The 23,590-nt window shown below is 72.8% G+C and carries 21 protein-coding genes; 11 read left to right on the top strand and 10 right to left on the bottom strand.

The genetic code is table 11. From position 1 onward, the window contains the following. Positions 1-83: 83 nt before the first annotated feature. From tsaD to ACWAT2_RS06545, 3 genes are read left to right on the top strand one after another with little or no spacing between them, the layout of a single operon-like run. Entirely contained in the window at positions 84-1,142 is a 1,059-nt protein-coding gene (gene tsaD, locus ACWAT2_RS06555) for a tRNA (adenosine(37)-N6)-threonylcarbamoyltransferase complex transferase subunit TsaD (protein ID WP_402372391.1), read from the top strand. 4 nt (positions 1,143-1,146) lie between these two features. Continuing rightward, positions 1,147-1,746 carry an SRPBCC family protein gene (locus ACWAT2_RS06550; protein WP_402372388.1) on the top strand — a complete coding sequence of 200 codons (600 nt, stop codon included), beginning with the start codon at positions 1,147-1,149 and terminating at the stop codon, positions 1,744-1,746. Continuing rightward, positions 1,743-2,438, top strand: coding sequence for a DUF4166 domain-containing protein (locus ACWAT2_RS06545; RefSeq protein ID WP_402372386.1), 696 nt, complete (start codon positions 1,743-1,745; stop codon positions 2,436-2,438). Before ACWAT2_RS06550 ends, ACWAT2_RS06545 begins: the two co-directional genes overlap by 4 nt. 37 nt (positions 2,439-2,475) lie before the next feature. Here ACWAT2_RS06545 and ACWAT2_RS06540 read toward each other — a convergent pair whose 3' ends face one another. The 3 genes from ACWAT2_RS06540 to ACWAT2_RS06530 all read right to left on the bottom strand — a co-directional run bounded on the left by ACWAT2_RS06540 (position 2,476) and on the right by ACWAT2_RS06530 (position 5,758). Beyond that, complete coding sequence (locus ACWAT2_RS06540; RefSeq protein WP_402372384.1) at positions 2,476-3,195, bottom strand: alpha/beta hydrolase; 720 nt, start codon at positions 3,193-3,195, stop codon at positions 2,476-2,478. 99 nt (positions 3,196-3,294) lie between these two features. Next, positions 3,295-4,443, bottom strand: a complete 1,149-nt coding sequence (locus ACWAT2_RS06535) for a glutamate--cysteine ligase (RefSeq protein ID WP_402372382.1) — start codon at positions 4,441-4,443, stop codon at positions 3,295-3,297. Positions 4,444-4,483: 40 nt separating this feature from the next. Beyond that, positions 4,484-5,758 carry a class I SAM-dependent methyltransferase gene (locus ACWAT2_RS06530; protein WP_402372379.1) on the bottom strand — a complete coding sequence of 425 codons (1,275 nt, stop codon included), beginning with the start codon at positions 5,756-5,758 and terminating at the stop codon, positions 4,484-4,486. A gap of 194 nt (positions 5,759-5,952) precedes the next feature. On the opposite strand from ACWAT2_RS06530, the gene groES reads away from it, so the two are divergent. Beyond that, positions 5,953-6,249: a co-chaperone GroES gene (groES, locus tag ACWAT2_RS06525; RefSeq protein ID WP_106267193.1), complete on the top strand. Its 297-nt coding sequence runs from the start codon at positions 5,953-5,955 to the stop codon at positions 6,247-6,249. An 86-nt stretch (positions 6,250-6,335) separates the two neighbouring features. Here groES and ACWAT2_RS06520 read toward each other — a convergent pair whose 3' ends face one another. Continuing rightward, on the bottom strand, positions 6,336-6,626 hold the full coding sequence (locus ACWAT2_RS06520; protein WP_402372377.1) for a WhiB family transcriptional regulator: 291 nt from the start codon (positions 6,624-6,626) through the stop codon (positions 6,336-6,338). A 201-nt stretch (positions 6,627-6,827) separates the two neighbouring features. Between ACWAT2_RS06520 and ACWAT2_RS06515 the strand changes: the two genes are divergently transcribed. Then, positions 6,828-7,940, top strand: a complete 1,113-nt coding sequence (locus ACWAT2_RS06515; RefSeq protein ID WP_402372375.1) for a MerR family transcriptional regulator — start codon at positions 6,828-6,830, stop codon at positions 7,938-7,940. An 83-nt stretch (positions 7,941-8,023) separates the two neighbouring features. Further along, positions 8,024-9,544 carry an IMP dehydrogenase gene (guaB, locus tag ACWAT2_RS06510; RefSeq protein WP_402372373.1) on the top strand — a complete coding sequence of 507 codons (1,521 nt, stop codon included), beginning with the start codon at positions 8,024-8,026 and terminating at the stop codon, positions 9,542-9,544. Positions 9,545-9,550: 6 nt separating this feature from the next. Here the strand turns inward: guaB and ACWAT2_RS06505 are convergent, their stop codons facing one another. Beyond that, positions 9,551-10,273 carry an exonuclease domain-containing protein gene (locus tag ACWAT2_RS06505; protein WP_402372371.1) on the bottom strand — a complete coding sequence of 241 codons (723 nt, stop codon included), beginning with the start codon at positions 10,271-10,273 and terminating at the stop codon, positions 9,551-9,553. 105 nt (positions 10,274-10,378) lie between these two features. Between ACWAT2_RS06505 and ACWAT2_RS06500 the strand changes: the two genes are divergently transcribed. The 3 genes from ACWAT2_RS06500 (at position 10,379) to ACWAT2_RS06490 (ending at position 13,638) form a co-directional block, all read left to right on the top strand. Beyond that, complete coding sequence (locus ACWAT2_RS06500) at positions 10,379-11,503, top strand: GuaB3 family IMP dehydrogenase-related protein (RefSeq protein WP_402372369.1); 1,125 nt, start codon at positions 10,379-10,381, stop codon at positions 11,501-11,503. Further along, positions 11,500-11,946, top strand: a complete 447-nt coding sequence (locus ACWAT2_RS06495; RefSeq protein ID WP_402372366.1) for a GNAT family acetyltransferase — start codon at positions 11,500-11,502, stop codon at positions 11,944-11,946. Before ACWAT2_RS06500 ends, ACWAT2_RS06495 begins: the two co-directional genes overlap by 4 nt. 69 nt (positions 11,947-12,015) lie before the next feature. Next, positions 12,016-13,638, top strand: a complete 1,623-nt coding sequence (locus ACWAT2_RS06490) for a succinic semialdehyde dehydrogenase (protein ID WP_402372363.1) — start codon at positions 12,016-12,018, stop codon at positions 13,636-13,638. On the opposite strand, the gene ACWAT2_RS06485 is transcribed toward ACWAT2_RS06490, so the two are convergent. Both ACWAT2_RS06485 and ACWAT2_RS06480 read right to left on the bottom strand, forming a co-directional pair. Further along, on the bottom strand, positions 13,639-14,580 hold the full coding sequence (locus ACWAT2_RS06485) for a DUF4031 domain-containing protein (protein WP_402372361.1): 942 nt from the start codon (positions 14,578-14,580) through the stop codon (positions 13,639-13,641). It lies immediately after the preceding gene. After that, on the bottom strand, positions 14,577-15,287 hold the full coding sequence (locus ACWAT2_RS06480) for a FadR/GntR family transcriptional regulator (RefSeq protein ID WP_402372359.1): 711 nt from the start codon (positions 15,285-15,287) through the stop codon (positions 14,577-14,579). The genes ACWAT2_RS06485 and ACWAT2_RS06480 overlap by 4 nt, the downstream gene beginning before the upstream one ends. Before the next feature lie 115 nt (positions 15,288-15,402). Between ACWAT2_RS06480 and ACWAT2_RS06475 the strand changes: the two genes are divergently transcribed. Together ACWAT2_RS06475 and ACWAT2_RS06470 are read left to right on the top strand one after the other, a co-directional pair. After that, positions 15,403-15,993 (top strand): gluconokinase, encoded by a 591-nt coding sequence (locus ACWAT2_RS06475; RefSeq protein WP_402372357.1) that lies wholly within the window; start codon positions 15,403-15,405, stop codon positions 15,991-15,993. Further along, positions 15,990-17,372 (top strand): GntP family permease, encoded by a 1,383-nt coding sequence (locus ACWAT2_RS06470; protein ID WP_402372355.1) that lies wholly within the window; start codon positions 15,990-15,992, stop codon positions 17,370-17,372. The genes ACWAT2_RS06475 and ACWAT2_RS06470 overlap by 4 nt, the downstream gene beginning before the upstream one ends. Positions 17,373-17,437: 65 nt before the next feature. Here the strand turns inward: ACWAT2_RS06470 and ACWAT2_RS06465 are convergent, their stop codons facing one another. From ACWAT2_RS06465 to ACWAT2_RS06455, 3 genes are all read right to left on the bottom strand, one after another. Continuing rightward, positions 17,438-18,718 carry an acetate/propionate family kinase gene (locus tag ACWAT2_RS06465; protein ID WP_402372353.1) on the bottom strand — a complete coding sequence of 427 codons (1,281 nt, stop codon included), beginning with the start codon at positions 18,716-18,718 and terminating at the stop codon, positions 17,438-17,440. After that, entirely contained in the window at positions 18,715-20,841 is a 2,127-nt protein-coding gene (gene pta, locus ACWAT2_RS06460) for a phosphate acetyltransferase (protein WP_402372350.1), read from the bottom strand. The genes ACWAT2_RS06465 and pta overlap by 4 nt, the downstream gene beginning before the upstream one ends. Before the next feature lie 103 nt (positions 20,842-20,944). Continuing rightward, positions 20,945-23,440, bottom strand: coding sequence for a phosphoketolase family protein (locus ACWAT2_RS06455; protein ID WP_402372348.1), 2,496 nt, complete (start codon positions 23,438-23,440; stop codon positions 20,945-20,947). Positions 23,441-23,590: the final 150 nt, after the last annotated feature.

Below are 23,590 nucleotides of genomic sequence, written 5' to 3'. Positions count from 1 at the left end.
CGGCGGTGACGTCCGACACGTCGCTGGACCGACCGGCCCGAGCCCGCCGAGCCCGCCCCGCGCGCGATGCGATCATGGGTGCCATGACTGACCAGACCGGTGGCGAGCCCCTGGTGCTCGGGATCGAGACCTCCTGCGACGAGACGGGGGTCGCGCTGGTGCGCGGGGACACGCTGCTGTTCGACGCCGTCGCCAGCTCGATGGACGAGCACGCCCGCTACGGCGGCATCATCCCGGAGGTCGCCAGCCGCGCCCACCTCGAGGCGATGGTCCCGACGATCCGCCGCGCGCTCGCCGAGGCCGACGTCGACCTGTCCGAGGTCGACGCCGTCGCCGTGACCGCCGGCCCCGGCCTGGTCGGCCCGCTGACCATCGGCGCGAGCGCCGCCAAGGCGCTGTCCATCGGACTCGCCAAGCCGTTGTACGGCGTCAACCACGTCATCGGCCACGCCGCGGTCAACCAGCTCGTCGACGGCCCGTTCACCGGGCGCTCGATGGCGCTGGTCGTCTCCGGCGGACACAGCTCGCTGCTCCTCGTCGACGACATCGCCACCGACGTCACCGAGCTCGGGTCCACGCTCGACGACGCGGCCGGGGAGGCCTTCGACAAGGTCGGCCGCCTGCTCGGCCTGCCCTACCCGGGCGGCCCGCACATCGACCGGCTCGCCCGCGAGGGCGACCCCGAGGCGATCCGGTTCCCGCGCGGGCTCACCGCACGCAAGGACCAGGCGAAGCACGCCTACGACTTCAGCTTCTCCGGGCTCAAGACGGCGGTGGCCCGGTGGGTCGAGACCTGCCAGGACGAGGGGCGCGAGGTGCCGGTGGCCGACGTCGCGGCCTCCTTCGCGGCGGCCGTCGTCGACGTGCTCACCGCCAAGACGATCGCGGCCTGCCGTGCGCACGACGTGGACACCCTGGTGATCGGCGGCGGTTTCTCCGCGAACAGCCAGCTGCGCGAGATGGCGGCGGAGCGGTGTGCGGCCGCCGGGATCGACCTGCGCATCCCGCCGATCCGCTACTGCACCGACAACGGGGCGATGATCGCGGCGCTGGGCTCCGCCGTCGTGCGGGCCGGGGTGGCGCCGTCGGACCTCGACATCGGCGTCGACTCGTCCATGCCGCTGACCGCCATCACGGTCTGAGCGCGTGCGCGCGCTGTACGTGGAGACCGTCGTCCGCACGACGACGGACCGGCTCTGGGAGCTGACCCAGGACCCGGAGCAGCACGTGCGCTGGGACCTGCGGTTCAGCCGGATCGTCCCCGTCGGCGAACTGCCCGGCGGCGGCACGCGGTTCCGCTACGAGCGGGCGGTCGGCCCGCACACGATCCGCGGCACCGGCACCTCCCTGGGCGAACGCCAAGGCCCGGACGGCACCTGCACGTCCGCGCTGCGCTTCGACACCGACGACCGCACCTCGCCGCTGCGGGACGGGCGCGGCTACTGGCGGTACGTCCCGGTCGACGGCGGTACCCGGTTCGTCACCGGCTACGACTACACGCCGGGCTTCGGCCGCGCCGCGGACCGGGTGCTGCGCCCCGTCGTGCTGTGGATGACGGCGTGGAGCTTCGACCGCCTGCGGATCTGGGCCGAGACGGGCACGCCGCCCGAGCGGTGGCCCCTCGTCTCCGTCCTGGCGTTCTGGCGGCGGGACCGGCCCCGGGCGTCCCGCTGCGTCACCCGGCGCCCGGGCCGCGACCCGATGCACGACGCCCCGGCCGCGCTCGACACCCTGGAGGCACCGTGACCGAGACGCCGTCCGAGAGCATCTTCCGCCGCGCGCTGGGCACGGAGTTCGACCGGCTGCACCCCCAACTCCGGCGTCGCTTCGGGGTGTCGACCGACGGCGGGTACGCCTGCGTGGGCCGGGGCGTGATGCGCCGGATCCGTCGCGGTCCGTGGTGGACGGTGCCGTTCCTGCAGATCGGCCGCCTGCGCAACATCCTCGTCGCGGACGTCGGCGACGAGGTGCCCTTCACCGTCGAGAACTACCCCTACCGCGACCCCCACGGTCGCGAGACCGTCACGTTCGTCCGGGAGTACTGGGTCCCGGGCAAGCGGCGCCCGAGCCGCTTCGACGCGACGATGGTCCTGGACCCCGGCCGGGGCGTCATCGTGGACTACCTCGGCACGCACCAGCACCTCGCCGTCGACCTGGACCTGCGGGTCGAGCCGGACGGGTCGCTGCTCCTGCGCTCCGGCGCGCAGCGCTTCTACGAGGGTCCGCTCGGCTTCCGCTTCCCGATGCTCTTCTCCGGCCGGGCGACGCTGCGCGAGAGCTACGACGACGATGCCGGCGTCTTCCGCATCGACCTCGAGGTCCGCAACCGGTTGTTCGGGTTCCTCTTCGGCTACGACGGGACGTTCACCTGCGAGTACCCGGAGGCGACGACGGCGCCCGCGCGGCTGCGGCCCGTCCGGCACGAGCAGAGGCTCTGACGCCGGGTGGTGATGCGCCCGCGCAGGTCACGGGCTTTCACGAGGGGTGGGGTGCCTGCTCCAGCAAGGCCTGCACCTGATCGACCACCAGGTCGGGGTGGGAGACGAACGGGTGGTGCCCGGTCGGCAGCTCGACGGAGCGCGTCGCTCGACCCGCGTGGATGCGTTGCAGCTCGACCGAGGTGCTGCGATCGTTCCCGCAGACGATGTACGTCGAGTCGACTCCGCGCCAGCCGGCAGCACTGGTTGGCGTCACGAACGCGCCGGCCGCCTGCGGGGCCACCCGCTCCCACGCCTGACGCTGGGTCGCGTCGTCCGCGTCCTGCAGGAACCGGGCTCCGAACGAGGGAGCGTCGTAGCCGGAGACGCTCAGCGTGCCGTCACCGTTGTCGCCGATCGACACCGGGTCGTCCTCACCGCTCATGATGGCGGCCTGCGACTGCCCGACCTCGGGCAGGTAGGACGAGACGTAGAGCAGGTGCGAGACCGCGGGGTGCCGGCCGGCTTCGGCGATGACGGTGCCCCCGTAGGAGTGACCGACGACGATCGCGGAGTCCATGTCGTCGAGCTCACGGCGCAGCGCCGCCGCGTCGGCGACGAGGCCGCCCGCGACCTGCTCGGGTGCGGTCTCTGCGCACGACGGCAGCGCGAGGGCTCGGCTCTGGATCCCAGTACGTTCCCGGAGCAGGTCCGCTGCTCGCCGCCACCACCATTCCCCGTCGCGGACCAGAGCGCCATGAACGAATACCAGCTCCACCGGAACACCTGAGCTCTTCATCTCAGTGACCCTACGGATCCACGCACGATGAAGGGGCCGAATCTGCTGACGGCGCATTTCCAAGCGCCCAGGCGGCCGTCAGCCGAGGGGCAGCGGTCGCCCCGCCCGCAGCTCGCCGACCAGCGACCGCACCACGGCCTCGAGCCCGGCCTGCCCGCCGCCGTGCGCGGCGGCGACGGCGCGCTGGCGCTGGTAGGAGGCGCCCGCCCGCAGGATCTCGTGGATGCCGTCCAGCTCGGCGGAGCAGCCGAGCCGGGCGGCGACCGGAGCGAGCTCGTCGAGCAGCCGCGGCAGCGCGTCGGTGATCAGCTCTTCGTTGCCGTCGGCGTCCAGGATGATGATCGCGTCCATGCCGTACCGCGCGGCACGCCACTTGTTCTCGTGGACGAACCAGCGGGGCATGACGGGCAGCGGCCGGCCCTCGTCGAGCAGCGTGGAGAAGTGCTCGACGAGGCAGTGCACGAGCGCCCCGAGCGCCGCCAGCTCGAGCACGTTGGACGTGCCGTCGCAGACCCGCACCTCGACGGTGCCGAAGTGGGGCGCGGGCCGCACGTCCCAGCGGACCTCGGTGAAGTCGTCGATGACCCCGGTCTTGAGCATGTCGTCCACGTACTGCTCGAGCTGGCTCCACTCGGAAAACTGGTACGGCAGGCCGGCGGTGGGCAGCTGTTGGAAGATCAGCGCGCGCATGGAGGCGTACCCGGTGTCGTCGGCGCCCCAGTAGGGCGACGAGGCCGACAGCGCCTGCAGGTGGGCGACGTAGACCATCAGTGACCGCACGATCGGCAGGACCTTGGCGCGGTCCTCGATCCCGACGTGCACGTGCACGCCGTAGACGACCTGCTGGCGTCCCCACACCTGGGTGCGGTCGACGACGGTGGCGTACCGCTGCTTGTCGGTGACCTGCTGCTGCGACCAGTGCGCGAACGGGTGGGTGCCGGCGCCCATGATCTCGACCCGCATCGGTTCGACGACGTCCCGGATCGCGGCGATCCCGGCTTCCAGGTCGACGATGGCGGCCCCGACCGTGTCGCACACGTCCGAGACGACCTCGAGGGTGTTGCGCAGGAACTCCGGCTTGACGAAGCGTGCCCGCTCGTCGGGGCCGAGCGCCGCCATCACGGCGGGCGCGACCTGGCGCAGGTTGCCGGAGTCGGCGTCGACGAGCGCCAGCTCCCACTCGAGGCCGACGCTCGAGCGGCGGGACGGCGCGAAGTCCAGCGACATGGGGCCATGCTTCCATGCCACGGGGGTGGCTGCCGGGGTCCTACCAACCGGTGGCGAGCGGCTCGACGACGAGCACGTGCTGGCGCCCGGCCACGCGCGTCAGGACGAGGGTGGCGGCCGCGTCACCCTTGAGCGCGAGTTGCGAGCGGAGCTGCTCGGGGGTGACGGCGGTGCCGCGCTTCTTGACGGTCAGCCGCCCGACGCCGCGCTCGCGCAGGTACGCCTTGAGCTTCTTGAGGTTGAACGGCATGACGTCCAGCACCCGGTAGCCGGTGGCGAGGGGAGCGGTGCCCGACGGCGGCGCGGGGCCGAGGGCATCGGTGGTGACGTACGCGATGGTGCGGTCGACGAGCCGGCCGCCGAGCTCGGCCGCCGCGTGCGCGACGAGCCCGGCGCGGACGACGGCGCCGTCCGGCTCGTACAGGTAGGCACCGACCGCCCCGACGTCGGGCACCAGGTCGGCGTCCTGCGGTCCGGTGCGCAGGGTGCGTTCCACCGTGCCCGAACCGTCGGTCGCGCCGGGTGTGCCGCCGTCGGCCGCTGCTGCGGTGCCGGTGCGCAGGACGTGCGCCGAGCGGCCGGGACCGTCGGGTGCGAGGGGGCCGAACCAGAGCCCGGCCTCGACGACGTCGCCGTCGACGGAGACCCACTGGGTCTCGGCGTCGTCCGGGAGGCCGTGGTGCGGGATGCCGGGGCCGACCTTGATGCCGAGCGCCGGCACCTGGGCGCGCAGGGCCCACACGGCATCGAGCGGCGGTGCGTAGGCGGCGGGGTCGAAGATGCGCCGCCCGCCCCGGGTGCGGCGGGCGGGGTCGGCGTACACGCCGTCGACACCCTCGCCGGCGAGGTCGAGACCGAGCCCGTCGGCGTGCCGGACCGTCGCCTCGGGGAAGGCGCGCAGGTTGACCGTGGCCAGGGCGGCGGTGACCTCGTCCACGTCGGTGGCCAGGACGTCGAGGCCCACGCCGGCGAAGGCGAGGGCGTCCGCGCCGATGCCGCAGGTGAGGTCGGCGACCTTGGTGACACCCGCGGCGAGGTAGCGGCGGGCGTGCTGCGCAGCGACGAGGAGGCGGGTGGCCTGCTCGAGGCCGGCGGAGGTGAGGAGCATGCCGTCCGCGAAGGACCCGAGCTTGCCGCGGGCGCGGGCGCGGAGCCGCGACTGGGTGAGGGCCGCAGCGGCGAGGTCGGGGTCGACACCCTCGGAGCGCAGCCGGGTGGCCAGCACCATCGCCTGGTGCTCGTCGTACGGTGGCAGGGCGTTGAGCAGCGCCCAGCCCTCGGGGCTGAGCAGCTTGGTGAGGGAGGCCGCGTCCATGGGGTCATCGTCTCAGGAGCGGGGGCGGCGGTGCGCCGGTGCGCCGTGGGAGGAATCTTGGCACTCGACTTGTCAGAGTGCTAACGGCTGCCTAGATTTGGTCCCAGCGCTCACGCTGAGCCGGCACCCGCGACGACGGCCAGCGACAGGGTGCGTCCCAGTCCAGCTAGTCATCGCGAACAAGGAGGTCCGACGTGTCGGTCCCCATCAAGCCGCTCGAGGACCGGATCGTCGTCAAGGCCGTCGAGGCCGAGACCACGACCGCTTCCGGCCTGGTCATCCCGGACACCGCCAAGGAGAAGCCCCAGGAGGGCGAGGTCCTGGCGGTCGGCGACGGCCGTTTCGACGACCAGGGCAACCGCGTCCCGGTCGACGTGAAGGTCGGCGACAAGGTCATCTACAGCAAGTACGGCGGCACCGAGGTCAAGTACGCGGGCGAGGAGTACCTGGTGCTCTCCGCGCGCGACATCCTCGCCGTCGTCGTGAGCTGATCCCCAGCTCTCGACGCTGACGTACGAGGCCCCGCATCATCCGTGATGCGGGGCCTCGTCGTGTTCGTGGGGGGGGGGGGGGAGTCTCAGCCGGCCTTGCGGTCGCGGCCGGCCAGCGCGGCGGTGCGCTCGTCCTCGCTGAGCCCGCCCCAGACGCCGTACGGCTCGCGGACCCGCAGCGACTGCTCGCGGCACTGCATCATCACCGGGCACGAGTGGCAGATGGCCTTCGCGGCCTCCGCACGTCGCCGCCGGGTCGACCCGCGCTCACCCTCGGGGTGGAAGAACAGGGTGTCGTCCGCGTCGCGGCACGCGCCCTGGTACTGCCACTCCCACAACTCCATGACTGGCCCAGGCAGTCTCGAGATCTCCGTCATGGCGAACAACCTACAAGTTGTGCAGAAGTTGTTCAAGGGGCTGGAGCAAGTTGGGCACGCTGGGTGTTCGATGTGGGGCTGACCAGGTCGTGAACCGGTTTCGTGAAACGAGTGACTCGTTTCGGTCGGGGATCCTCGCCGGGATCGTGACGCGCCGCAGGCCGCGGTGGCGGTCACGCGCAGCACTGGCAGAATCGAGGCATGACCACCTCGCGACCGGCCCAGGACTCGGGCGGGTCACGCCCGTCAGGCCCCGGGTTGGCTGTCGCAGCCGTCGCACGCCGTCTCGGCGTGGCCCCGGCGACGCTGCGGACCTGGGACAGACGGTACGGGCTCGGCCCCTCCGACCGTACGGCCGGCTCGCACCGGCGGTACACCCCCGACGACGTCGCCCGGCTGCTCGTCATGCGCCGCCTCACGCTCGAGGGCGTCGCGCCCGTCGACGCTGCCCAGGCGGCGCTCGAGGCCGACGTCGAGGAGCTCGACGAGGCGCAGAGGTCCGGCCCGCCGGTGCCCCCGGAGAGCAGCTCCGAACCGGAGGCGCCCCCCGTGCGCGAGGACGGCGAGAGCGCCGGACGAACCGGCCGGGCGCACCTGCGCGCGCTCCCCGGCGGGGGGCAGGGCGCGCACGCCGCGCCGGGCCATGGCGCGGGTCAGAACGCGTCGGGCAAGGTGTCCGCCGTCGTCGACGCGGCGCTCGCCTACGACCAGGGCCGCTGCGACGACCTGCTGCGGATCCCCGCCCAGGGCGATCCCGCCGTCTGGTGGGCGAACCTCCTCGAGCCGGCCTGGAGCCGGGTCGCCGAGCGGACCGTGCTCGCCGGTCCGGGGGCCGTGCCGGAGGTCGTGCTCGCCACCGCCGCCCTGCACGCCCTGCGGTCCTTCACCGAGGCCTTCGAGCAGGCGGTGGTGCAGAACGGCGGGCCGCCGGCCAACCACCCGAGCCGGATGCGCAACATCGTCCTCATCTTCGCGGCGCCCGACGAGGCCGTGCCGCTCTCCGCGCACGCGCTGGCAGCCGCCCTGACCGCCAAGGGGAAGACGGCACGGATCGTCACCGGCCCCGCGAGCACCCGGCGCTCCCTCGAGCTGGTGACGATGGTGCGCCCCGCCGCCCTGGTCCTGGCGACGACCCAGCGGCGGCCGGACATCGACGTCGTCCACGCGGTGCACGAGGGGTTCCCCGACCTGCCGATCTTCGTCGGGCTCCGCCGCGACGACGTCGCGACCGAGATCCCCCTCGCCGCGCAGGTGCAGCGCGTGCGGTCCTTCACGGGCCTGCTGCACGAGGTGCTCGCCGTGGTCTCCACCTGAGCGCGGACACCCGGAGCCGGCGGCCCGTCCTGCGTGACGGACCGCACCTCCGCGGGCCTCGGGGTGCGCCGTAGACTCGTGACATGACGGAGACGACGACCTCGCCAGCGCACGACCCGTTCGGATTCCTCGGCCTCACCTACGACGACGTCCTGCTGCTGCCGGGGTACTCGGACCTCGCTCCCACGGACATCGACACGACGTCCCGCCTGACGCGGGAGATCTCGCTGAAGGTCCCGCTCGTCTCGGCCGCGATGGACACCGTCACCGAGTCGCGCATGGCGATCGCGATGGCGCGTCAGGGCGGCCTCGGCGTCCTGCACCGGAACCTGTCGATCGCCGACCAGGCGTACCAGGTGGACCTGGTCAAGCGCACCCAGACGGGCATCATCTCCAACCCCGTGACCATCGGGCCCGACGCCACGCTCGAGCAGCTCGACGAGCGGGCGGGGCAGTACCGCGTCTCCGGTTTCCCGGTGCTGGACGGCGCCGGCCGGCTCGTCGGGATCGTGACCAACCGCGACCTGCGCTTCACCCCCGTGGCCGAGTGGGCCACCACCACGGTCTCCGAGGTGATGACGCCGCAGCCGCTGATCACCGGCCGTGCCGGGATCTCCCGGGACGACGCCACGGCGCTGCTGCGCAAGCACAAGCTCGAGCGGCTGCCGCTCGTCGACGACGACGGTCGCCTCGCCGGGCTGATCACCGTCAAGGACTTCGTGAAGTCGGAGCAGTTCCCGGACGCGTCCAAGGACGGGCAGGGCCGGCTCATGGTCGGCGCGGCCATCGGCTACTTCGGTGACGCCTGGGAGCGTGCGACCACCCTCATCGACGCCGGGGTCGACGTGCTCGTCGCGGACACCGCCCACGGCAACGTGCGGATGCTGATCGACATGGTCCGTCGCCTCAAGACCGACCCCGCCACCAAGGACGTCCAGGTCATCGGCGGCAACGTCGCGACCAAGGAGGGCGCGCAGTCGTTCGTCGACGCGGGCGCGGACGCCATCAAGGTCGGCGTGGGCCCGGGCTCCATCTGCACCACCCGCGTCGTGACCGGCGTCGGCGTCCCGCAGATCACCGCCGTGCACGAGGCGTCGCTGGCGGCGCGCGCGGCCGGCGTCCCGGTCATCGCCGACGGCGGCATGCGCCACTCCGGCGAGATCGGCAAGGCCATCGTCGCCGGGGCGGAGGCCGTGATGCTCGGGTCTATGCTCGCGGGCACCGAGGAGGCGCCGGGCGACCAGATCCTCGTCAACGGCAAGCAGTTCAAGGCCTACCGCGGGATGGGTTCGATGGGGGCCATGTCCTCGCGCGGGAAGAAGTCCTACTCCAAGGACCGGTACTTCCAGGCCGAGATCGCCAGCGACGACATGATCGTCCCCGAGGGCGTCGAGGGCCAGGTGCCCTACAAGGGGACGCTCGCCACGGTGGCGCACCAGCTCGTGGGCGGCCTGCACCAGACGATGTTCTACGTCGGTGCCCGCACCGTGCCGGAGCTGCAGGCCAACGGGCGGTTCGTGCGGATCACGTCGGCCTCCCTCAAGGAGTCCCACCCGCACGACATCGTGATGACCGTCGAGGCACCCAACTACAAGGTCTCCTGACCTGTCTCAGCCGGCCGCGGGAGGCTCGACCGGCCACGCCGTCGAGGCTCCCGGGCCGTCGAGACCCTTCGTGCGTCGCCACTCGTTGAAGCTCGTCGCCCACCGGCGGTGGGCGTCCTGCTGGGCCGAGTGCAGGGCGTCCAGGGCGACCGCCCGGAGCTCCGGGTAGCGGTGCAGCTGGGCGTCGAGCACGTCGAGGGTCGCCAGGACGTCGACGTCCGCGCTGTGCAGCTCGCCCTCCCCGGTGATGCCGTACAGCTCGACCAGGTCGCCGAGGCGCCGCTTGCCGCGGCGGTAGCGGTCCTGCCACCGGTCGATGACCAACGGGTCCAGGACGGGGGACACGGGCCGGCCGAGCAGCTCGGGGAGCGTGGTGAGCCCGTGGCGCGCCAGCTCGGCGTCCAGGAGCGTCAGGTCGAACGCCGCGTTGTACGCCACGACGGGTACCCCGGCGCGGGTGTGCTCGGCGAGGACCGCTGCGATCTCGGCGAGGGCCTGGCGGGGCGGCACCCCGTGGGCGCGGGCGTGCTCCGTGGTCACGCCGTGGATGGCCGCGGCCTCGGCGGGGATCTCGACCCCGGGGTCGATCATCCAGGTGCGCACGTCCGTCGTGGTCGCCGTGCGCAGCACGACCGCAGCGGTGACGATGCGGTCGGTGTGCACGTCCACCCCGGTGGTCTCGGTGTCGAAACCGAGCAGCGGGCCACCGGTCCAGGCGGTGTCGTCCATTCCGGACTCCTTCCCTCGTGTCCTCGCCGCTGACGATGCCACCAGCCACCGACAGCCACCGGCAACCGTCCGGAGCCCGCCCGCGGTGCCCGGTACGCTTGCGGGGTGAGCAACGAGATCGAGATCGGACGTGGCAAGCGCGGTCGCCGTGCGTACTCCTTCGACGACGTCGCGGTGGTGCCCTCGCGCCGGACGCGCGACCCGAAGGACGTCTCCACGGAGTGGCAGATCGACGCCTACCATTTCGACCTGCCGATCATGGCCGCGCCGATGGACTCGGTGATGAGCCCGGACACCGCGGTCGCGCTGGGCCGCTTCGGTGGGCTCGGCGTCCTCGACCTCGAGGGTCTGTGGACGCGGTACGAGTCGCCGGAGACGCTCCTCGCCGAGATCTGCGAGCTGCCCGCCGATCAGGCGACGCGCCGCATGCAGGAGATCTACGCCGAGCCGATCAAGCCGGAGCTCATCACGCAGCGCCTCAAGGAGGTCCGCGCGGCGGGTGTGACGGTCGCCGGCGCGCTGTCCCCCCAGCGCACCCAGGAGCACTACCAGACGGTCGTGGACGCCGGGGTCGACCTGTTCGTCATCCGCGGCACCACCGTCTCCGCGGAGCACGTCTCCGGCAACGCCGAGCCCTTGAACCTCAAGCGGTTCATCTACGAGCTCGACGTGCCCGTCGTCGTCGGCGGTGCCTCGACCTACACCGCGGCGCTGCACCTGATGCGCACCGGTGCTGCGGGCGTGCTCGTCGGCTTCGGCGGCGGGGCGGCCCACACCACCCGCGTCAGCCTGGGCATCCACGCGCCGATGGCGACCGCGGTGTCCGACGTCGCGGCCGCACGACGCGACTACCTCGACGAGTCCGGCGGCCGGTACGTGCACGTCATCGCCGACGGCGGGGTGGGCCACTCGGGCGACATCGTCAAGGCCGTGGCGTGCGGCGCCGACGCGGTCATGCTCGGCGCGGCGCTCGCGAGGGCGTCCGAGGCGCCCGGCCGGGGCTGGCACTGGGGCCCCGAGGCGCACCACTCGCAGCTCCCGCGCGGCGAGCGGGTCTCGGTGGGCTCGGGCGGCACCCTCGAGGAGATCCTCTTCGGCCCGGGCCGCCAGGCGGACGGCACCACGAACCTGGTCGGTGCCCTGCGCCGGGCGATGGCCACGACCGGGTACTCGGACCTCAAGGAGTTCCAGCGGGTCGAGGTCGTCATGTCGCCCTACCAGCCGCGGTGAGCGATCCCGTCGGGGCGGGGACGCGCCTGCGGGAGATCAGGGACGACGACGTCGAGCAGGTGGTCGCACTGTGGCGCGACTGCGACCTGACGCGACCGTGGAACGACCCTCACCGCGACATCGCCGACGCGCGGCGCAACCCCACGTCCACGGTGCTCGTCGCGCTCGACGCGACCTCCGCCGTCGTCGGCTCGGTGCTGGCCGGGTACGAGGGGCACCGCGGATGGCTCTACTACGTGGCCGTGCGTCCCGAGCTCCAGGGCACGGGTCTGGGCCGACGGCTCGTCACGGCCGCGGAGGAGTGGCTGCGGGACGCCGGTGCGAGCAGGGTGCGCCTGATGGTGCGCACCTCGAACGCCGCCGTCCAGGGGTTCTACGCGACGCTCGGCTATGCGGACGTCGAGTGCACCGTGCTCGGGCGCACGCTCGACGTCTCCCGCTGAGAGCGAACGACACGGACATCTGACGCATCGTTCACGGGGCCGTCACCTGCGCCGCATAGAGTGTCGGCCATGGCAACCGCGCACGAGAGCGACGGCGCTCTGGGCGATCTCATCGATCCAGAGCTGCCCTCGTCCACCTACGTCCTCGAACCCGAGGTCGTGTCCCCGCTGGTCAAGAGGATCGTCACCTCCCACGACGCCGGCACCCACCGCAGCACGTTGCCGTACACCGGCGCCCCGCTCGCTGCGGTCCCGCTCTCCGGTCCCGACGACGTCGCCCGCGCCGTCGAGCGGGCACGGGCCGCCCAGCACGACTGGGCCGCGCGGCCGCTCGCCGAGCGCGCCCGGGTGCTCGACCGGCTCGGCACGCTGGTGCTCGACCGGCAGTCGGAGATCCTCGACCTGATCCAGATGGAGTCCGGCAAGTCGCGGCGCAACGCCTTCGAGGAGGTCGCCGACGTCGCGCAGACCTGCCGCCACTACGTGGTGCGGGGGGCGCGCTACCTCGCCGACCGTCGTGTGCCGGGTGCGCTGCCCGTGCTGACGGGCGCGCGGGTGCACCGGCGTCCCGTCGGCGTCGTGGGTGTCATCGCCCCCTGGAACTATCCCCTCACGCTGGCGCTCTCCGAGGCGATCCCCGCGCTGCTGGCGGGCAACGCCGTCGTGCTCAAGCCGGACCCGCAGACGACGCTCTCCGCGCTGTGGGCCGCCGAGCTCTTCGCCGAGGCGGGCCTCCCGGACGACCTGCTGGAGGTCGTGGCCGGTGGGGGCGAGGTCGGGTCCGCGCTCGTGGACCACGTCGACCACATCGCGTTCACCGGCTCCACCGCGACGGGGCGCAAGGTCGCCGCGCGGGCGGGGGAGCGGCTCATCGGCGCGACGCTCGAGCTGGGCGGCAAGAACCCGCTCTACGTCGCGGCGGACGCCGACCTCGACGCCGCCGTGCCGGGCGTGGTGCGGGCCTGCTTCTCCAACGCCGGTCAGCTCTGCATGTCGATCGAGCGGCTCGTGCTGCACGAGCGCATCGCCGACGAGTTCCTCGAGCGGTTCGTCCCGGCGGTGCGCGAGCTCGCCCTCGGTGCCGGCCTCGACTACACGGCCGACGTCGGCTCGCTGGTCTCCGGCGCACAGCTCGACAAGGTCGTCGCGCACGTCGACGACGCCCTGGCCAAGGGAGCGCGTGCCCTGGCCGGCGGGGTGCACCGCGCCGACGTCGGCCCGTACTTCTACGCTCCGACCGTGCTCGACGACGTCCCTCACGACGCCGTCTGCCTGCACGAGGAGACGTTCGGCCCGGTCGTGGCGGTCTCGCGCGTCGCCAGCGACGACGAGGCCATCCGGGTCATGAACGACACCGAGTTCGGCCTCAACGCCTCCCTCTGGTCGCGGGACGTCGCCCGGGCGCGGCGCATCGCCGCGCGGGTCGAGGCGGGCACCGTCGTCATCAACGACGGCTACCTGCAGGCCTGGGGGGCGGCGGGCGCGCCGATGGGCGGGATGAAGGCCTCCGGCCTCGGACGACGGCACGGCCGGGAGGCCATCGAGGCGGTCACCGAGGTGCAGAGCGTCGTGGCGCAGCGCGGCCTGAGCGCGGGGCTGTCGATGGACACCCTGTACGCGCTCGGCGGGGACGTGCCCAGCAAGGTCCTCACCGAGGCGATACGGGTGATGCGACGGTTGCGCCGGCCCTGATCAGCGCAGCCGGGCGAGCTCGGCGCGCAGGTTCCGTTCGGCGGCGTCGGCCCAACGGTGCCGTGCGGCGGGGGTCCGGTACAGCCCCGGCCCCGTGTGCAGGGTGAGCAGCTGTTCGAGCACCGCGCCGCGGCCGGCGCGGAAGTCCGCGTCGCCGACGTCGCCGTACTCGGCGCGTACCTGGGCCACGTAGCGTGCGTAGCGGCCGGGGTCGCCCCCGAGGACCGCGAGGTCGACGTCGCTGACCAGGCGGCCTGCGGGGTCGTCGGCGTCCGGGTCGTGCCCGGCGGTCATCCGCACGAGCCGCCCGACCTCGGCGACGTCCCGGTCCGGCAGCACGCCGTGCTGCGCGAGCGGTCCCAGGTGGCTGCCGGCGAGCGCGGCGGAGCGCTCCTCGTCGTCCGGGGTGGCGCCGTCGTGCACCGCGTCGTGGAACCAGAGCGCGACGGCGGCGAGCCACGCCTCCCGGCCGGGGGCACCGGACTGGCTGGCCAAGAGGTCGAGGGCGTCGAGGACGTCGGCCAGGTGGAGGCGGCCGTGGTAGACCCGGTGCGGCTCACGCCACCGGTCCACGAGGTCCTCACCGACGACGGCGATACCGGCGGCGGGCGCCGACCGGTCACCGACGTCGGGCCAGAGCGCCTCCCACCGGGCTCGCAGCGCCGGCCGCCTGGCCCGCCGTCGTTCGTGGCCGGGGACCCGCAGGTGCGAGGCGGCGAGGCGTCGGGCCAGCTCGCCGCCGTCCACCGGGGTCGCGCCGGCGGCGACGAGGTCGTCGTGGCGATCCTCCGGCACGTCGTAGTGGTCGAGGTCGAAGGCGCGGTCGGGGATGCCGGCTGCCCGCGCGAACGTCCGCAGCTCGTGCAGCGACTCGTCGGAGACGAGGTGCGACCAGAGGCGGCCGTGCGCGGGCCAGGCCGGCGGGTCGAGCAGGACGGTCACGGCGTCTCCTCGCCGGTCGGCGCCGTGTCGAGAGCGCGGCGGACCTCCCCGACGAGCGCGGCCATCGCGGCCTCGGCGGCCGGTGCGTCACCGTCGGCGACCGCGTGCGCGACGGCCTGGTGCTGGTCGAGCGCCTCCGGCACGGGTGCGGCGGGCATCAGGCCGAGGTGGGTGCGGCCGGCGAGCACCTCGGCGACGACGGCGGCCAGCGCGCCGAACATCTCGTTGCCGCTCGCGCGCAGGAGCAGCTCGTGCATCCGGACGTCGAGCGCGAGGAACTCGGTGAGGTCGCCCCGGGCGCCGAGCACCCGCATCCGGGCGGCGAGGTCCACAAGCTCGGCGCGCTCGGCCGGGGACGCGTGCCGCGCCGCACCCGAGGCGGCCAGGGGCTCGACGGCGTGGCGCAGCTCGGTGAGCGTGCGGAGCTGCTCGTCGCGGCCAGGTCCGGCCAGGCGCCAGCGGATCACCCGCGGGTCGAGCACGTTCCACTCCGCGATGGGGAGCACGACGAGCCCGACCCGTCGGCGGGAGCGCACGAGCCCCAGCCCTTCGAGCATCCGCATGACTTCCCTGGCCACGGTGCGAGAGACCTGGTGCTGTGTTCCGATCGACTCGAGGGTGAGCGGGGCCCCGGGGGCGATGTCGCCGCTGGTGATGGCCCGGCCGACGGCGTCGAGGACGGCGCTGTGCAGGGCGGGGGGCGGCATGGGGTGAGCCTACCGAGGTCGATGCCGGGCGCAATTGGTAGCACCAATCGCTTGCAATGGTGCTACCAATCGTGCATCCTCGTGGAACTGACCCGCCGACACGGAAGTCGAACCGATGGACACCGACGTCACACCCGCCGCACAGAGTCCCGAGCAGCACCCCCGCGACGCGGCGGCCGACGCCGTCACGCACGTCGTCGTCATGGGGGTCTCCGGCTCGGGCAAGACCACGATCGCCCAGCTGCTGGCCGACCGGATCGGCGTCGAGTACGCCGAGGCCGACCAGTTCCACTCCGAGGCGAACATCGCCAAGATGAGTGCGGGCACCCCGCTCACCGATGCCGACCGGGCGCCCTGGCTGGCCGCGATCCGCGACTGGCTCAGCGACGAGGCCGATGCCGGACGGACCGCCGTCGTCACGTGCTCCGCCCTCAAGCGCTCCTACCGCGACGTGCTGCGCGCCGCCCGCGGCCGCGTGTGGTTCCTGCACCTGCACGGGTCGCCCGAGCTGCTCGCCGAACGGATGTCCGGGCGGTCGGGCCACTTCATGCCGACCTCGCTGCTCCCGTCGCAGCTCGCCACGCTCGAACCCCTCGACGACGACGAGGACGGGCTGACCGCCGACGTCGCCGCACCGCCCGAGGAGATCGTGGACGACGTCGTCGCACGATGCTCCGGCCCGACCACCCGGAAGGACCACCCATGACGCCTGACGACTGGACCCAGACCCTCACGGCCGGGCCGCTGCTCGCCATCGCGGCGGTCGCCGTCGCGCTCCTGCTCCTCCTCATCATCAAGGTCCACCTGCACGCGTTCGTCGCCCTGATCCTCGTCAGTCTCCTGACCGCCGTCGCCGCGGGTCTGCCGAGCGGCGGCATCGTCGACGTGCTGCTCGACGGGTTCGGCTCGACGCTGGCCGCGGTCGCGCTGCTCGTCGGGCTCGGGGCGATGCTCGGCCGGCTCGTCGAGACCAGCGGGGGCGCCAAGGTCCTCACCGACGTGCTCGTCTCCCGGTTCGGGGAGCGCCGCGCACCGCTCGCGCTCGGTATCGCCTCGCTGCTGTTCGGGTTCCCGATCTTCTTCGACGCCGGCCTCGTCGTCATGCTCCCCATCGTGTTCGCGGTCGCTCGGCGGCTCGGCGGGTCCGTGCTGCTGTACGGGCTGCCGGTCGCCGGTGCGTTCTCCGTGATGCACATCTACGTGCCCCCGCACCCCGGACCGGTGGCCGCGTCCGAGTTCCTCGGGGCGGACGTCGCGATGGTGCTGCTCGTCGGCCTCGTGGCCGCGCTGCCGACCTGGTACGTCACCGCCTACCTGTTCGGCCGGTGGTCCGGACGACGCTTCGAGCTGCCCGTGCCCGAGATCCTCGGCCGCGCCGATGACGCCCAGATCGCGAACCCACCGCGCTTCGGCGCCGTCGTCGGCATCCTGCTGCTGCCCCTGGTGCTCATCTTCGCCAACACCGGGCTGGAGACCGCGGTGTCGGCCGGCTGGGTCGCCGAGGGCTCGACGGCCGTGGCGGTCGCCGGCCTGGTCGGCGCCACCCCGGTCGCGCTGCTCGTCACGGTCCTGGTGGCCGCGTGGGTGCTCGGCCGCCGCCGGGGGGTCGAGGGCACCGCCCTGGAGAAGACGCTGGACTCCGCGCTCGGGCCGGTCGCTTCCGTCATCCTCATCACCGGGGCCGGTGGCATGTTCGGCGGCGTGCTGCGCGCCTCCGGCATCGGCGACGCCCTGGCCGAGGTGCTGGGCGACATGGGCCTGCCGGTCATCGTCGCCGGATTCGTCATCGCCGCGGTGCTGCGCGTGGCCCAGGGCTCCGCGACCGTCGCGCTGACCACCGCTGCGGGACTCATCGCGCCCGCCGTGGCCGCGGGCGGTTACGGCTCCGTCGAGCTGGCCGCGATCGTGGTCGCCGTGGCCGCGGGGTCCGTCGTGCTCAGCCACGTCAACGACTCGGGCTTCTGGCTGGTCGGCCGGTTCTTCGACATGGACGTGCGCACCACGCTGCGCACCTGGACCGTCATGGAGACGGGCATCGGCGTGATGGGCTTCGCGATCGCCGGGGTGATCTTCGCCGTCGCCTGAGCGCAGGTGGCGCACGTCCGGCTCCGGTCGAAGCACCGTGCGGTCGACCGCCGGGCGTGAGCGGCTCAGCCGGAGGTGACCGCCGCTGTCGGCTCGCGGCCGTCGACCGCCTCGACGCACTGACGGGCGATCGCCAGCTCCTCCATGGTCGGGATCACCATGACCAGCGTGGACGTCCAGTCCGGCGAGACGATGCGCTCGCCACCGCGCGCGGCGTTGCGGTCCGCGTCGACGGCGATCCCAAAGCCTTCGAGGCCCTCGCAGACGGCGGCCCGCACCACCGGGTCGTTCTCCCCGACGCCCGCGGTGAACGCGATGACGTCCACACGGCCCAGCAGGGCCGCGTAGGCGCCCACGTACTTGCGCAGGCGGTGGACGTAGACGTCGAAGGCGAGCGCCGCGTCCTCGTCGCCGTCGTCGATGAGCCGACGCAGCTCGCGGAAGTCGTTGACGCCGGCGAGCCCGAGCATGCCGGAGCGCTTGTTGAGCAGCGTGTCGAGCTCGTCGACGTCCATCCCGGCGTTGCGCGCGAGGTGGAACACGACGGCCGGGTCAATGTCGCCCGACCGCGTCCCCATGACGAGACCCTCGAGCGGCGTCAGCCCCATGGACGTGTCGACGGGGACGCCACCCCGCACGGCCGACGCCGAGGCCCCGTTGCCGAGGTGCAGCACGATCGTGTTGAGGTCCTGCACGCGCCGGCCCAGCACGCGGGCCACCTTGCCGGTGACGTACTGGTGGCTGGTGCCGTGGAACCCGTAGCGGCGCACGTCGTACGCCGCGGCGACGTCGCGGTCGATGGCGTAGGTGTAGGCCTCGGCGGGCAGCGCCTGGAAGAACGCCGTGTCGAACACGGCGACGTGCGGCACGTCGCCGAGCAGCTCGCGTGCCACCCGGATGCCCTGGACGTTGGCGGGGTTGTGCAGCGGGGCGAGCGGCACGAGCGCCTCGATGCGGTCCACCACCTCGTCGTCCACGACGGCCGGTCCGGAGAACTCCGCCCCGCCGTGCACCACGCGGTGCCCGACGGCGTAGATGCCGGCGTCGGCGAGCCGTGGCCCGATCTCGTCGAACAGGTCGAGGGCCAACCGCAGCGCCTCGCCGTGGTCGGGCACCTCGAGCTCGCGGCGGGTGCGGTTGCCCGCGAACGTGTGCGTCACGATGCCCGTCGCGCCACCGGCCTCGCCGATGCGCTCGACCGTGCCCGCGGCGATCGCCTCGCCGCCGACCGGGTTGACGAGCTGGTACTTCAGCGACGACGAGCCGGAGTTCAGCACGAGCACCGAGCCGTGCGCACCGTACGCGCTGAACGGGTTGGGTCGGTCCGGCTCGGGGATGATGCTCATGCTCGGGCTCCGTTCGAGGGGGTGCCGACGGACTGCGCCTGGATCGCGGTGATCGCCACGGTGTTGACGATGTCCGGGACCAGGGCGCCACGGGAGAGGTCGTTGACCGGTTTGTTCAGTCCTTGCAGGACGGGGCCGACGGCGACCGCCCCGGCCGAGCGCTGCACCGCCTTGTACGTGTTGTTGCCCGTGTTGAGGTCCGGGAAGATGAAGACGCTCGCCCGCCCGGCCACCGACGACTCGGGCAGCTTGGAGGCCGCGACCGAGACGTCCACCGCGGCGTCGTACTGGATCGGGCCCTCGACGCTCAGCTCGGGGTGGCGCTCGCGCACCAGGTCGGTGGCGGACCGCACCTTGTCGACGTCAGCGCCGGTGCCGGAGGTGCCGGTCGAGTAGGACAGCATGGCGACCTGCGGCTGCACGCCGAACTGCTCGGCCGTGGCCGCCGACGACGCCGCGATGTCGGCGAGCTGCTCCGCCGTCGGGTCCGGGTTGACCGCGCAGTCGCCGTAGACGAGCACCCGGTCGGGCAGGCACATGAGGAACACCGAGGACACCACGGACACGCCCGGCTTCGTCTTGATGATCTCGAACGACGGACGGATCGTGTGCGCGGTGGTGTGCGCGGCCCCGGAGACCATGCCGTCGGCCAGCCCGAGGTGGACCATCATCGTGCCGAAGTAGGAGACGTCGGTGACGATCTCCCGCGCACGCTCGACGGTCATGCCCTTGTGCGCTCGCAGCCGGGTGTACTCGGCGGCGAACCGCTCCACGTGCTCGGCGTCGGTGGGGGAGAGCACCTCGGCGGCGTCGATGTCGAGGCCCAGCTCGGTGGCCCTGGCGCGGATCGTCGTCTCGTCGCCGAGGATCACCAGGTCGGCGATGCCGCGGGCGAGCACCGTGGAGGCGGCACGCAGGATGCGGTCGTCGCCGCCCTCGGGCAGCACCACGCGCCGGCGGTCGCCGCGGGCCCGTTCGACCAGCTCGTGCTCGAACATGAGCGGGGTGACCACGGGGGTGCGCTCGACGGCGAGGCGGGCCAGCAGCTCGGCGCCGTCAACCCGCTGCTCGAACATGGCCCGGGCGACGTCGTGCTTGCGCTGCGCCGTCGCCGTCATCGCGCCGCGGGTCCGCGCCGCGACGCCGGCCACCTCGTAGGTGTCCATCGTGGTGGCGATGATCGGCACGTGCGGCTCCAGGGCGGCCGCGAGCTGCCCGGACCGGCCCGACGGGCGGTACCCGCCGGTGAGGATCAGCCCCGCGAGCGACGGGAAGCGCTGCGCCGCCTGCACCGACAGCAGCCCGAGCAGCACGTCCGTGCGGTCCCCGGGCGTGATGACCACGGTGCCGTCCGCGAGGTGGCCGAGCATGTGCTCGAACGTCATGGCGCCCACGATCACGTCGAGGGCCTCGCGGGCCAGGAGGTCACGGTCGCCGAGCAGCAGCGTGCCGTCGACGGCGTCGGCGAGCTGGGCCACGGTCGGCGCGCCGAGGAACGGCTCCTCCGGGATGACCCAGGTCGGCAGGTCCTCGCCGCTGATCCCTTCGCGCACCGCGGTGGGCGCGTCCGTCACGGCGTCCTCGGCCCGGTTGACGACCACGGCGATCGGCTGGGCGTGGCTCGCCCGCAGCTCCGCCACGCTGAGCCGGGTCAGGGTCGCGACGTCGTCGATCCCGCGCGAGCGGCCGGAGACGACGAGCAGCACGGGGGCGTCCAGGTTGGCGGCCACCCGCGCGTTGAACGCCAGCTCGGTCGCTCCCGAGACGTCCGTGTAGTCGGTGCCGAGCACCACGACGGCGTCGCACCGGTCGGCGACGGCGTGGTACCGCGCCACGATCCTGGCCAGGGACCCGTCCGGGTCGGCGTGGACGTCGTCGTAGGTGACCCCGACGGCGTCCGCGTAGTCCAGGTCGATGCCGTCATGGGCGAGCATCATCTCCAGGACGTGGTCACGTACGCCCGTGCCGCCGTCGGCCGCCGGCCGCTCCGGGACCCGGGAGACCGCCCGGAAGACGCCCACGCGCTGGACCTGGCGGACCAGGAGGTCGAGCACCCCGAGCGCGACCGTCGACTTGCCGGTGTCCCCCTCGGGGGACGCGATGTAGATGCTGCGTGTGCTCACTGCCTGCCTGTTCGCTCGCGTCGGACGTCACGCCCATTCCATCGCATGCACGACGACGGCGCACCGGTTGCGGGGCGTCGGCTTGGTCACTCCCGGACGTGCTTCACTCGTTGTCACCGCCGGTGGCCGTGCCGGCGTCGTACATCGGACCGCCCTCCTCCGTGGCCGTCTGCCCGGCGTCGGGCCACACCCAGTCGCGCACCTCGGGGATGTCCTCGCCGTGCTCGCGGGTGTGCTGCCGGGCGGCGAGGCGCGCGTCGACCATCCGCTGACGCAGGCCGGCGACCGTGGAGCCCAGCCCGGGGACCCGGTCGATGACGTCGAGCACCAGGTGGTACCGGTCGATGTCGTTGAGCATCGCCATGTCGAACGGCGTGGTGGTGGTGCCCTCCTCCTTGTAACCGCGCACGTGGATGTTGCCGTGGTTGTTGCGGCGGTAGGTCAGGCGGTGGATGAGCCACGGATAGCCGTGATAGTTGAAGATCACGGGCCGGTCGGGCGTGAACAGCCCGTCGAAGTCCTTGTCCGCCAGACCGTGCGGGTGCTCCCGCTCGTCCTGCAGCCGCATGAGGTCCACGACGTTGACGACGCGGACCTTGAGGTCCGGCAGCTCGCGGCGCAGGATGTCGGCGGCCGCCAGGACCTCGAGCGTGGGGATGTCGCCCGCGCAGCCGAGCACCACGTCCGGGTCCTCGCCCGGGACCTCCGTGCCGGCCCACTCCCAGATGCCCAGCCCGCGCGTGCAGTGGGCGATCGCGGCGTCCATGGACAGGAACTGGGGTCCGGGCTGCTTGCCGGCGACCACCACGTTGACGTACTGGCGGCTGCGCAGGCAGTGGTCGTAGGTGCTCAGCAGGGTGTTCGCGTCCGGCGGCAGGTAGACCCGCACGATCTCGGCCTTCTTGTTGACCACGTGGTCGATGAAGCCCGGGTCCTGGTGGGAGAAGCCGTTGTGGTCCTGGCGCCACGTGTGGCTGGACAGCAGGTAGTTGAGCGACGCGATCGGCCGGCGCCACGGGATGTGGTTGGTGACCTTGAGCCACTTGGCGTGCTGGTTGAACATCGAGTCGACGATGTGTATGAACGCCTCGTAGCTGGTGAACAGGCCGTGCCGGCCCGTCAGGAGGTAGCCCTCCAGCCATCCCTGGCACTGGTGCTCGCTCAGCATCTCCATGACGCGGCCGACGCGCGCGAGGTGCTGGTCGACGTCGGGCCCGTGGTACTCCGCGTTCCACTGCTTGTCGGTGACGTCGTAGACGGCCTGGAGACGGTTCGAGGCCACCTCGTCCGGTCCGAAGATGCGGAAGTTCTCCGGGTTGCGGCGGATCACCTCGGTGAGCCAGCTGCCGAGCACCCGGGTCGACTCAGCCAGGGCGGCCCCCGGCTCGGGGACGTCGACGGCGAAGTCGCGGAAGTCGGGCAGCCGCAGGTCCTTGAGCAGCAGCCCGCCGTTCGCGTGCGGGTTGGCGCCCATGCGCAGCTCGCCCTGCGGAGCCTCCGCCGCGATCTCGGGCCGCAGCGCGCCGTCGTCGTCGAAGAGCTCGTGCGGCCGGTAGGACTCCAGCCAGTCGCGGAGCACCTCGAGGTGCTCCGGCGTGTCGCGGGCGCTCGCGAGCGGCACCTGGTGCGCACGCCAGGAGCCCTCGGTCTTGTTCCCGTCGATCTCGGGCGGGCAGGTCCAGCCCTTCGGTGTGCGGAAGACGATCATCGGCCACGCGGGGCGCTGCTCCTCGCCCGGCGACGCGTCCCGGGCGTCCGCCTTGATCCGCGCGATGTGGTCCATCACCTCGTCGAGGAGCTGGGCGAACCGGCGGTGCACCGCCGCGTGGTCCTCGCCGTCGAACCCGCCCGTGAAGAAGTACGGCGTGTGCCCGTAGCCGACCATGAGGGCGTGCAGCTCGTCGTCGCTGATGCGGTCCAGCACCGTCGGGTTGGCGATCTTGTAGCCGTTGAGGTGCAGGATCGGCAGCACGACGCCGTCCTGCGCCGGGTTGACGAACTTGTTGGAGTGCCAGCTGGTGGCCAGCGGGCCGGTCTCCGCCTCGCCGTCGCCCACGACCGCCGCCACCAGCAGGTCCGGGTTGTCGAACGCGGCGCCGTAGGCGTGCGACAGCGCGTACCCGAGCTCGCCGCCCTCGTGGATCGAGCCGGGCGTCTCGGGCGCCACGTGCGAGGGGATCCCCCCGGGGAACGAGAACTGCTTGAACAGCCGGCGCATCCCCTCGTCGTCCTGGGTCACGTCGGTGTAGATCTCCGAGTAGGTGCCCTCGAGGTAGGTGTTCGCGACGAGCCCGGGACCGCCGTGACCGGGGCCGGCGACGTAGACCGTGGACTGCTGACGCTCGCGGATGACGCGGTTGAGGTGGGCGTAGAGGAAGTTGAGGCCCGGAGTCGTGCCCCAGTGCCCGAGGAGCCGCGGCTTGACGTGGTCGCGGTCCAGGGGCCGGCGCATCAGGGGGTTGTCGAGCAGGTAGATCTGGCCGATCGACAGGTAGTTGGCGGCACGCCACCACTGGTCGAGACGTTCGACGTCCGTGTCCGAGAGCTCCGCGACTCCGGTGGCGGGCCAGGTGGTGGGATCGGCGGTCGAGGTGCTCATCTGACGCTCCTACGGGCAGAGGGACGATCATGTTCGTGCTCATTCCATCGCACGGCGGTCCCCGGCGCAGCGTGAGACACGAGCGGCCCGCCGCGCGGCACGGTGACCTTCGCCACGCGATTCCAGGAGAGGCCGCGGGCACCGATACCG

The organism is Isoptericola sp. GX10416 (genome assembly GCF_056590155.1).
Note: the sequence above shows the minus strand (reverse complement) of the source record. Positions and strands in the feature narration are given on the sequence as shown.

Coding starts and splice junctions, on each gene's coding strand:
- tsaD (WP_402372391.1), top strand. CDS start 84: ATGACTGACCAGACCGGTGGCGAGCCCCTGGTGCTCGGGATCGAGACC.
- ACWAT2_RS06535 (WP_402372382.1), bottom strand. CDS start 4,443: ATGTCGCTGGACTTCGCGCCGTCCCGCCGCTCGAGCGTCGGCCTCGAG.
- ACWAT2_RS06530 (WP_402372379.1), bottom strand. CDS start 5,758: ATGGACGCGGCCTCCCTCACCAAGCTGCTCAGCCCCGAGGGCTGGGCG.
- ACWAT2_RS06520 (WP_402372377.1), bottom strand. CDS start 6,626: ATGACGGAGATCTCGAGACTGCCTGGGCCAGTCATGGAGTTGTGGGAG.
- ACWAT2_RS06515 (WP_402372375.1), top strand. CDS start 6,828: ATGACCACCTCGCGACCGGCCCAGGACTCGGGCGGGTCACGCCCGTCA.
- guaB (WP_402372373.1), top strand. CDS start 8,024: ATGACGGAGACGACGACCTCGCCAGCGCACGACCCGTTCGGATTCCTC.
- ACWAT2_RS06505 (WP_402372371.1), bottom strand. CDS start 10,273: ATGGACGACACCGCCTGGACCGGTGGCCCGCTGCTCGGTTTCGACACC.
- ACWAT2_RS06490 (WP_402372363.1), top strand. CDS start 12,016: ATGGCAACCGCGCACGAGAGCGACGGCGCTCTGGGCGATCTCATCGAT.
- ACWAT2_RS06480 (WP_402372359.1), bottom strand. CDS start 15,287: ATGCCGCCCCCCGCCCTGCACAGCGCCGTCCTCGACGCCGTCGGCCGG.
- ACWAT2_RS06475 (WP_402372357.1), top strand. CDS start 15,403: ATGGACACCGACGTCACACCCGCCGCACAGAGTCCCGAGCAGCACCCC.
- ACWAT2_RS06470 (WP_402372355.1), top strand. CDS start 15,990: ATGACGCCTGACGACTGGACCCAGACCCTCACGGCCGGGCCGCTGCTC.
- ACWAT2_RS06465 (WP_402372353.1), bottom strand. CDS start 18,718: ATGAGCATCATCCCCGAGCCGGACCGACCCAACCCGTTCAGCGCGTAC.
- ACWAT2_RS06455 (WP_402372348.1), bottom strand. CDS start 23,440: ATGAGCACCTCGACCGCCGATCCCACCACCTGGCCCGCCACCGGAGTC.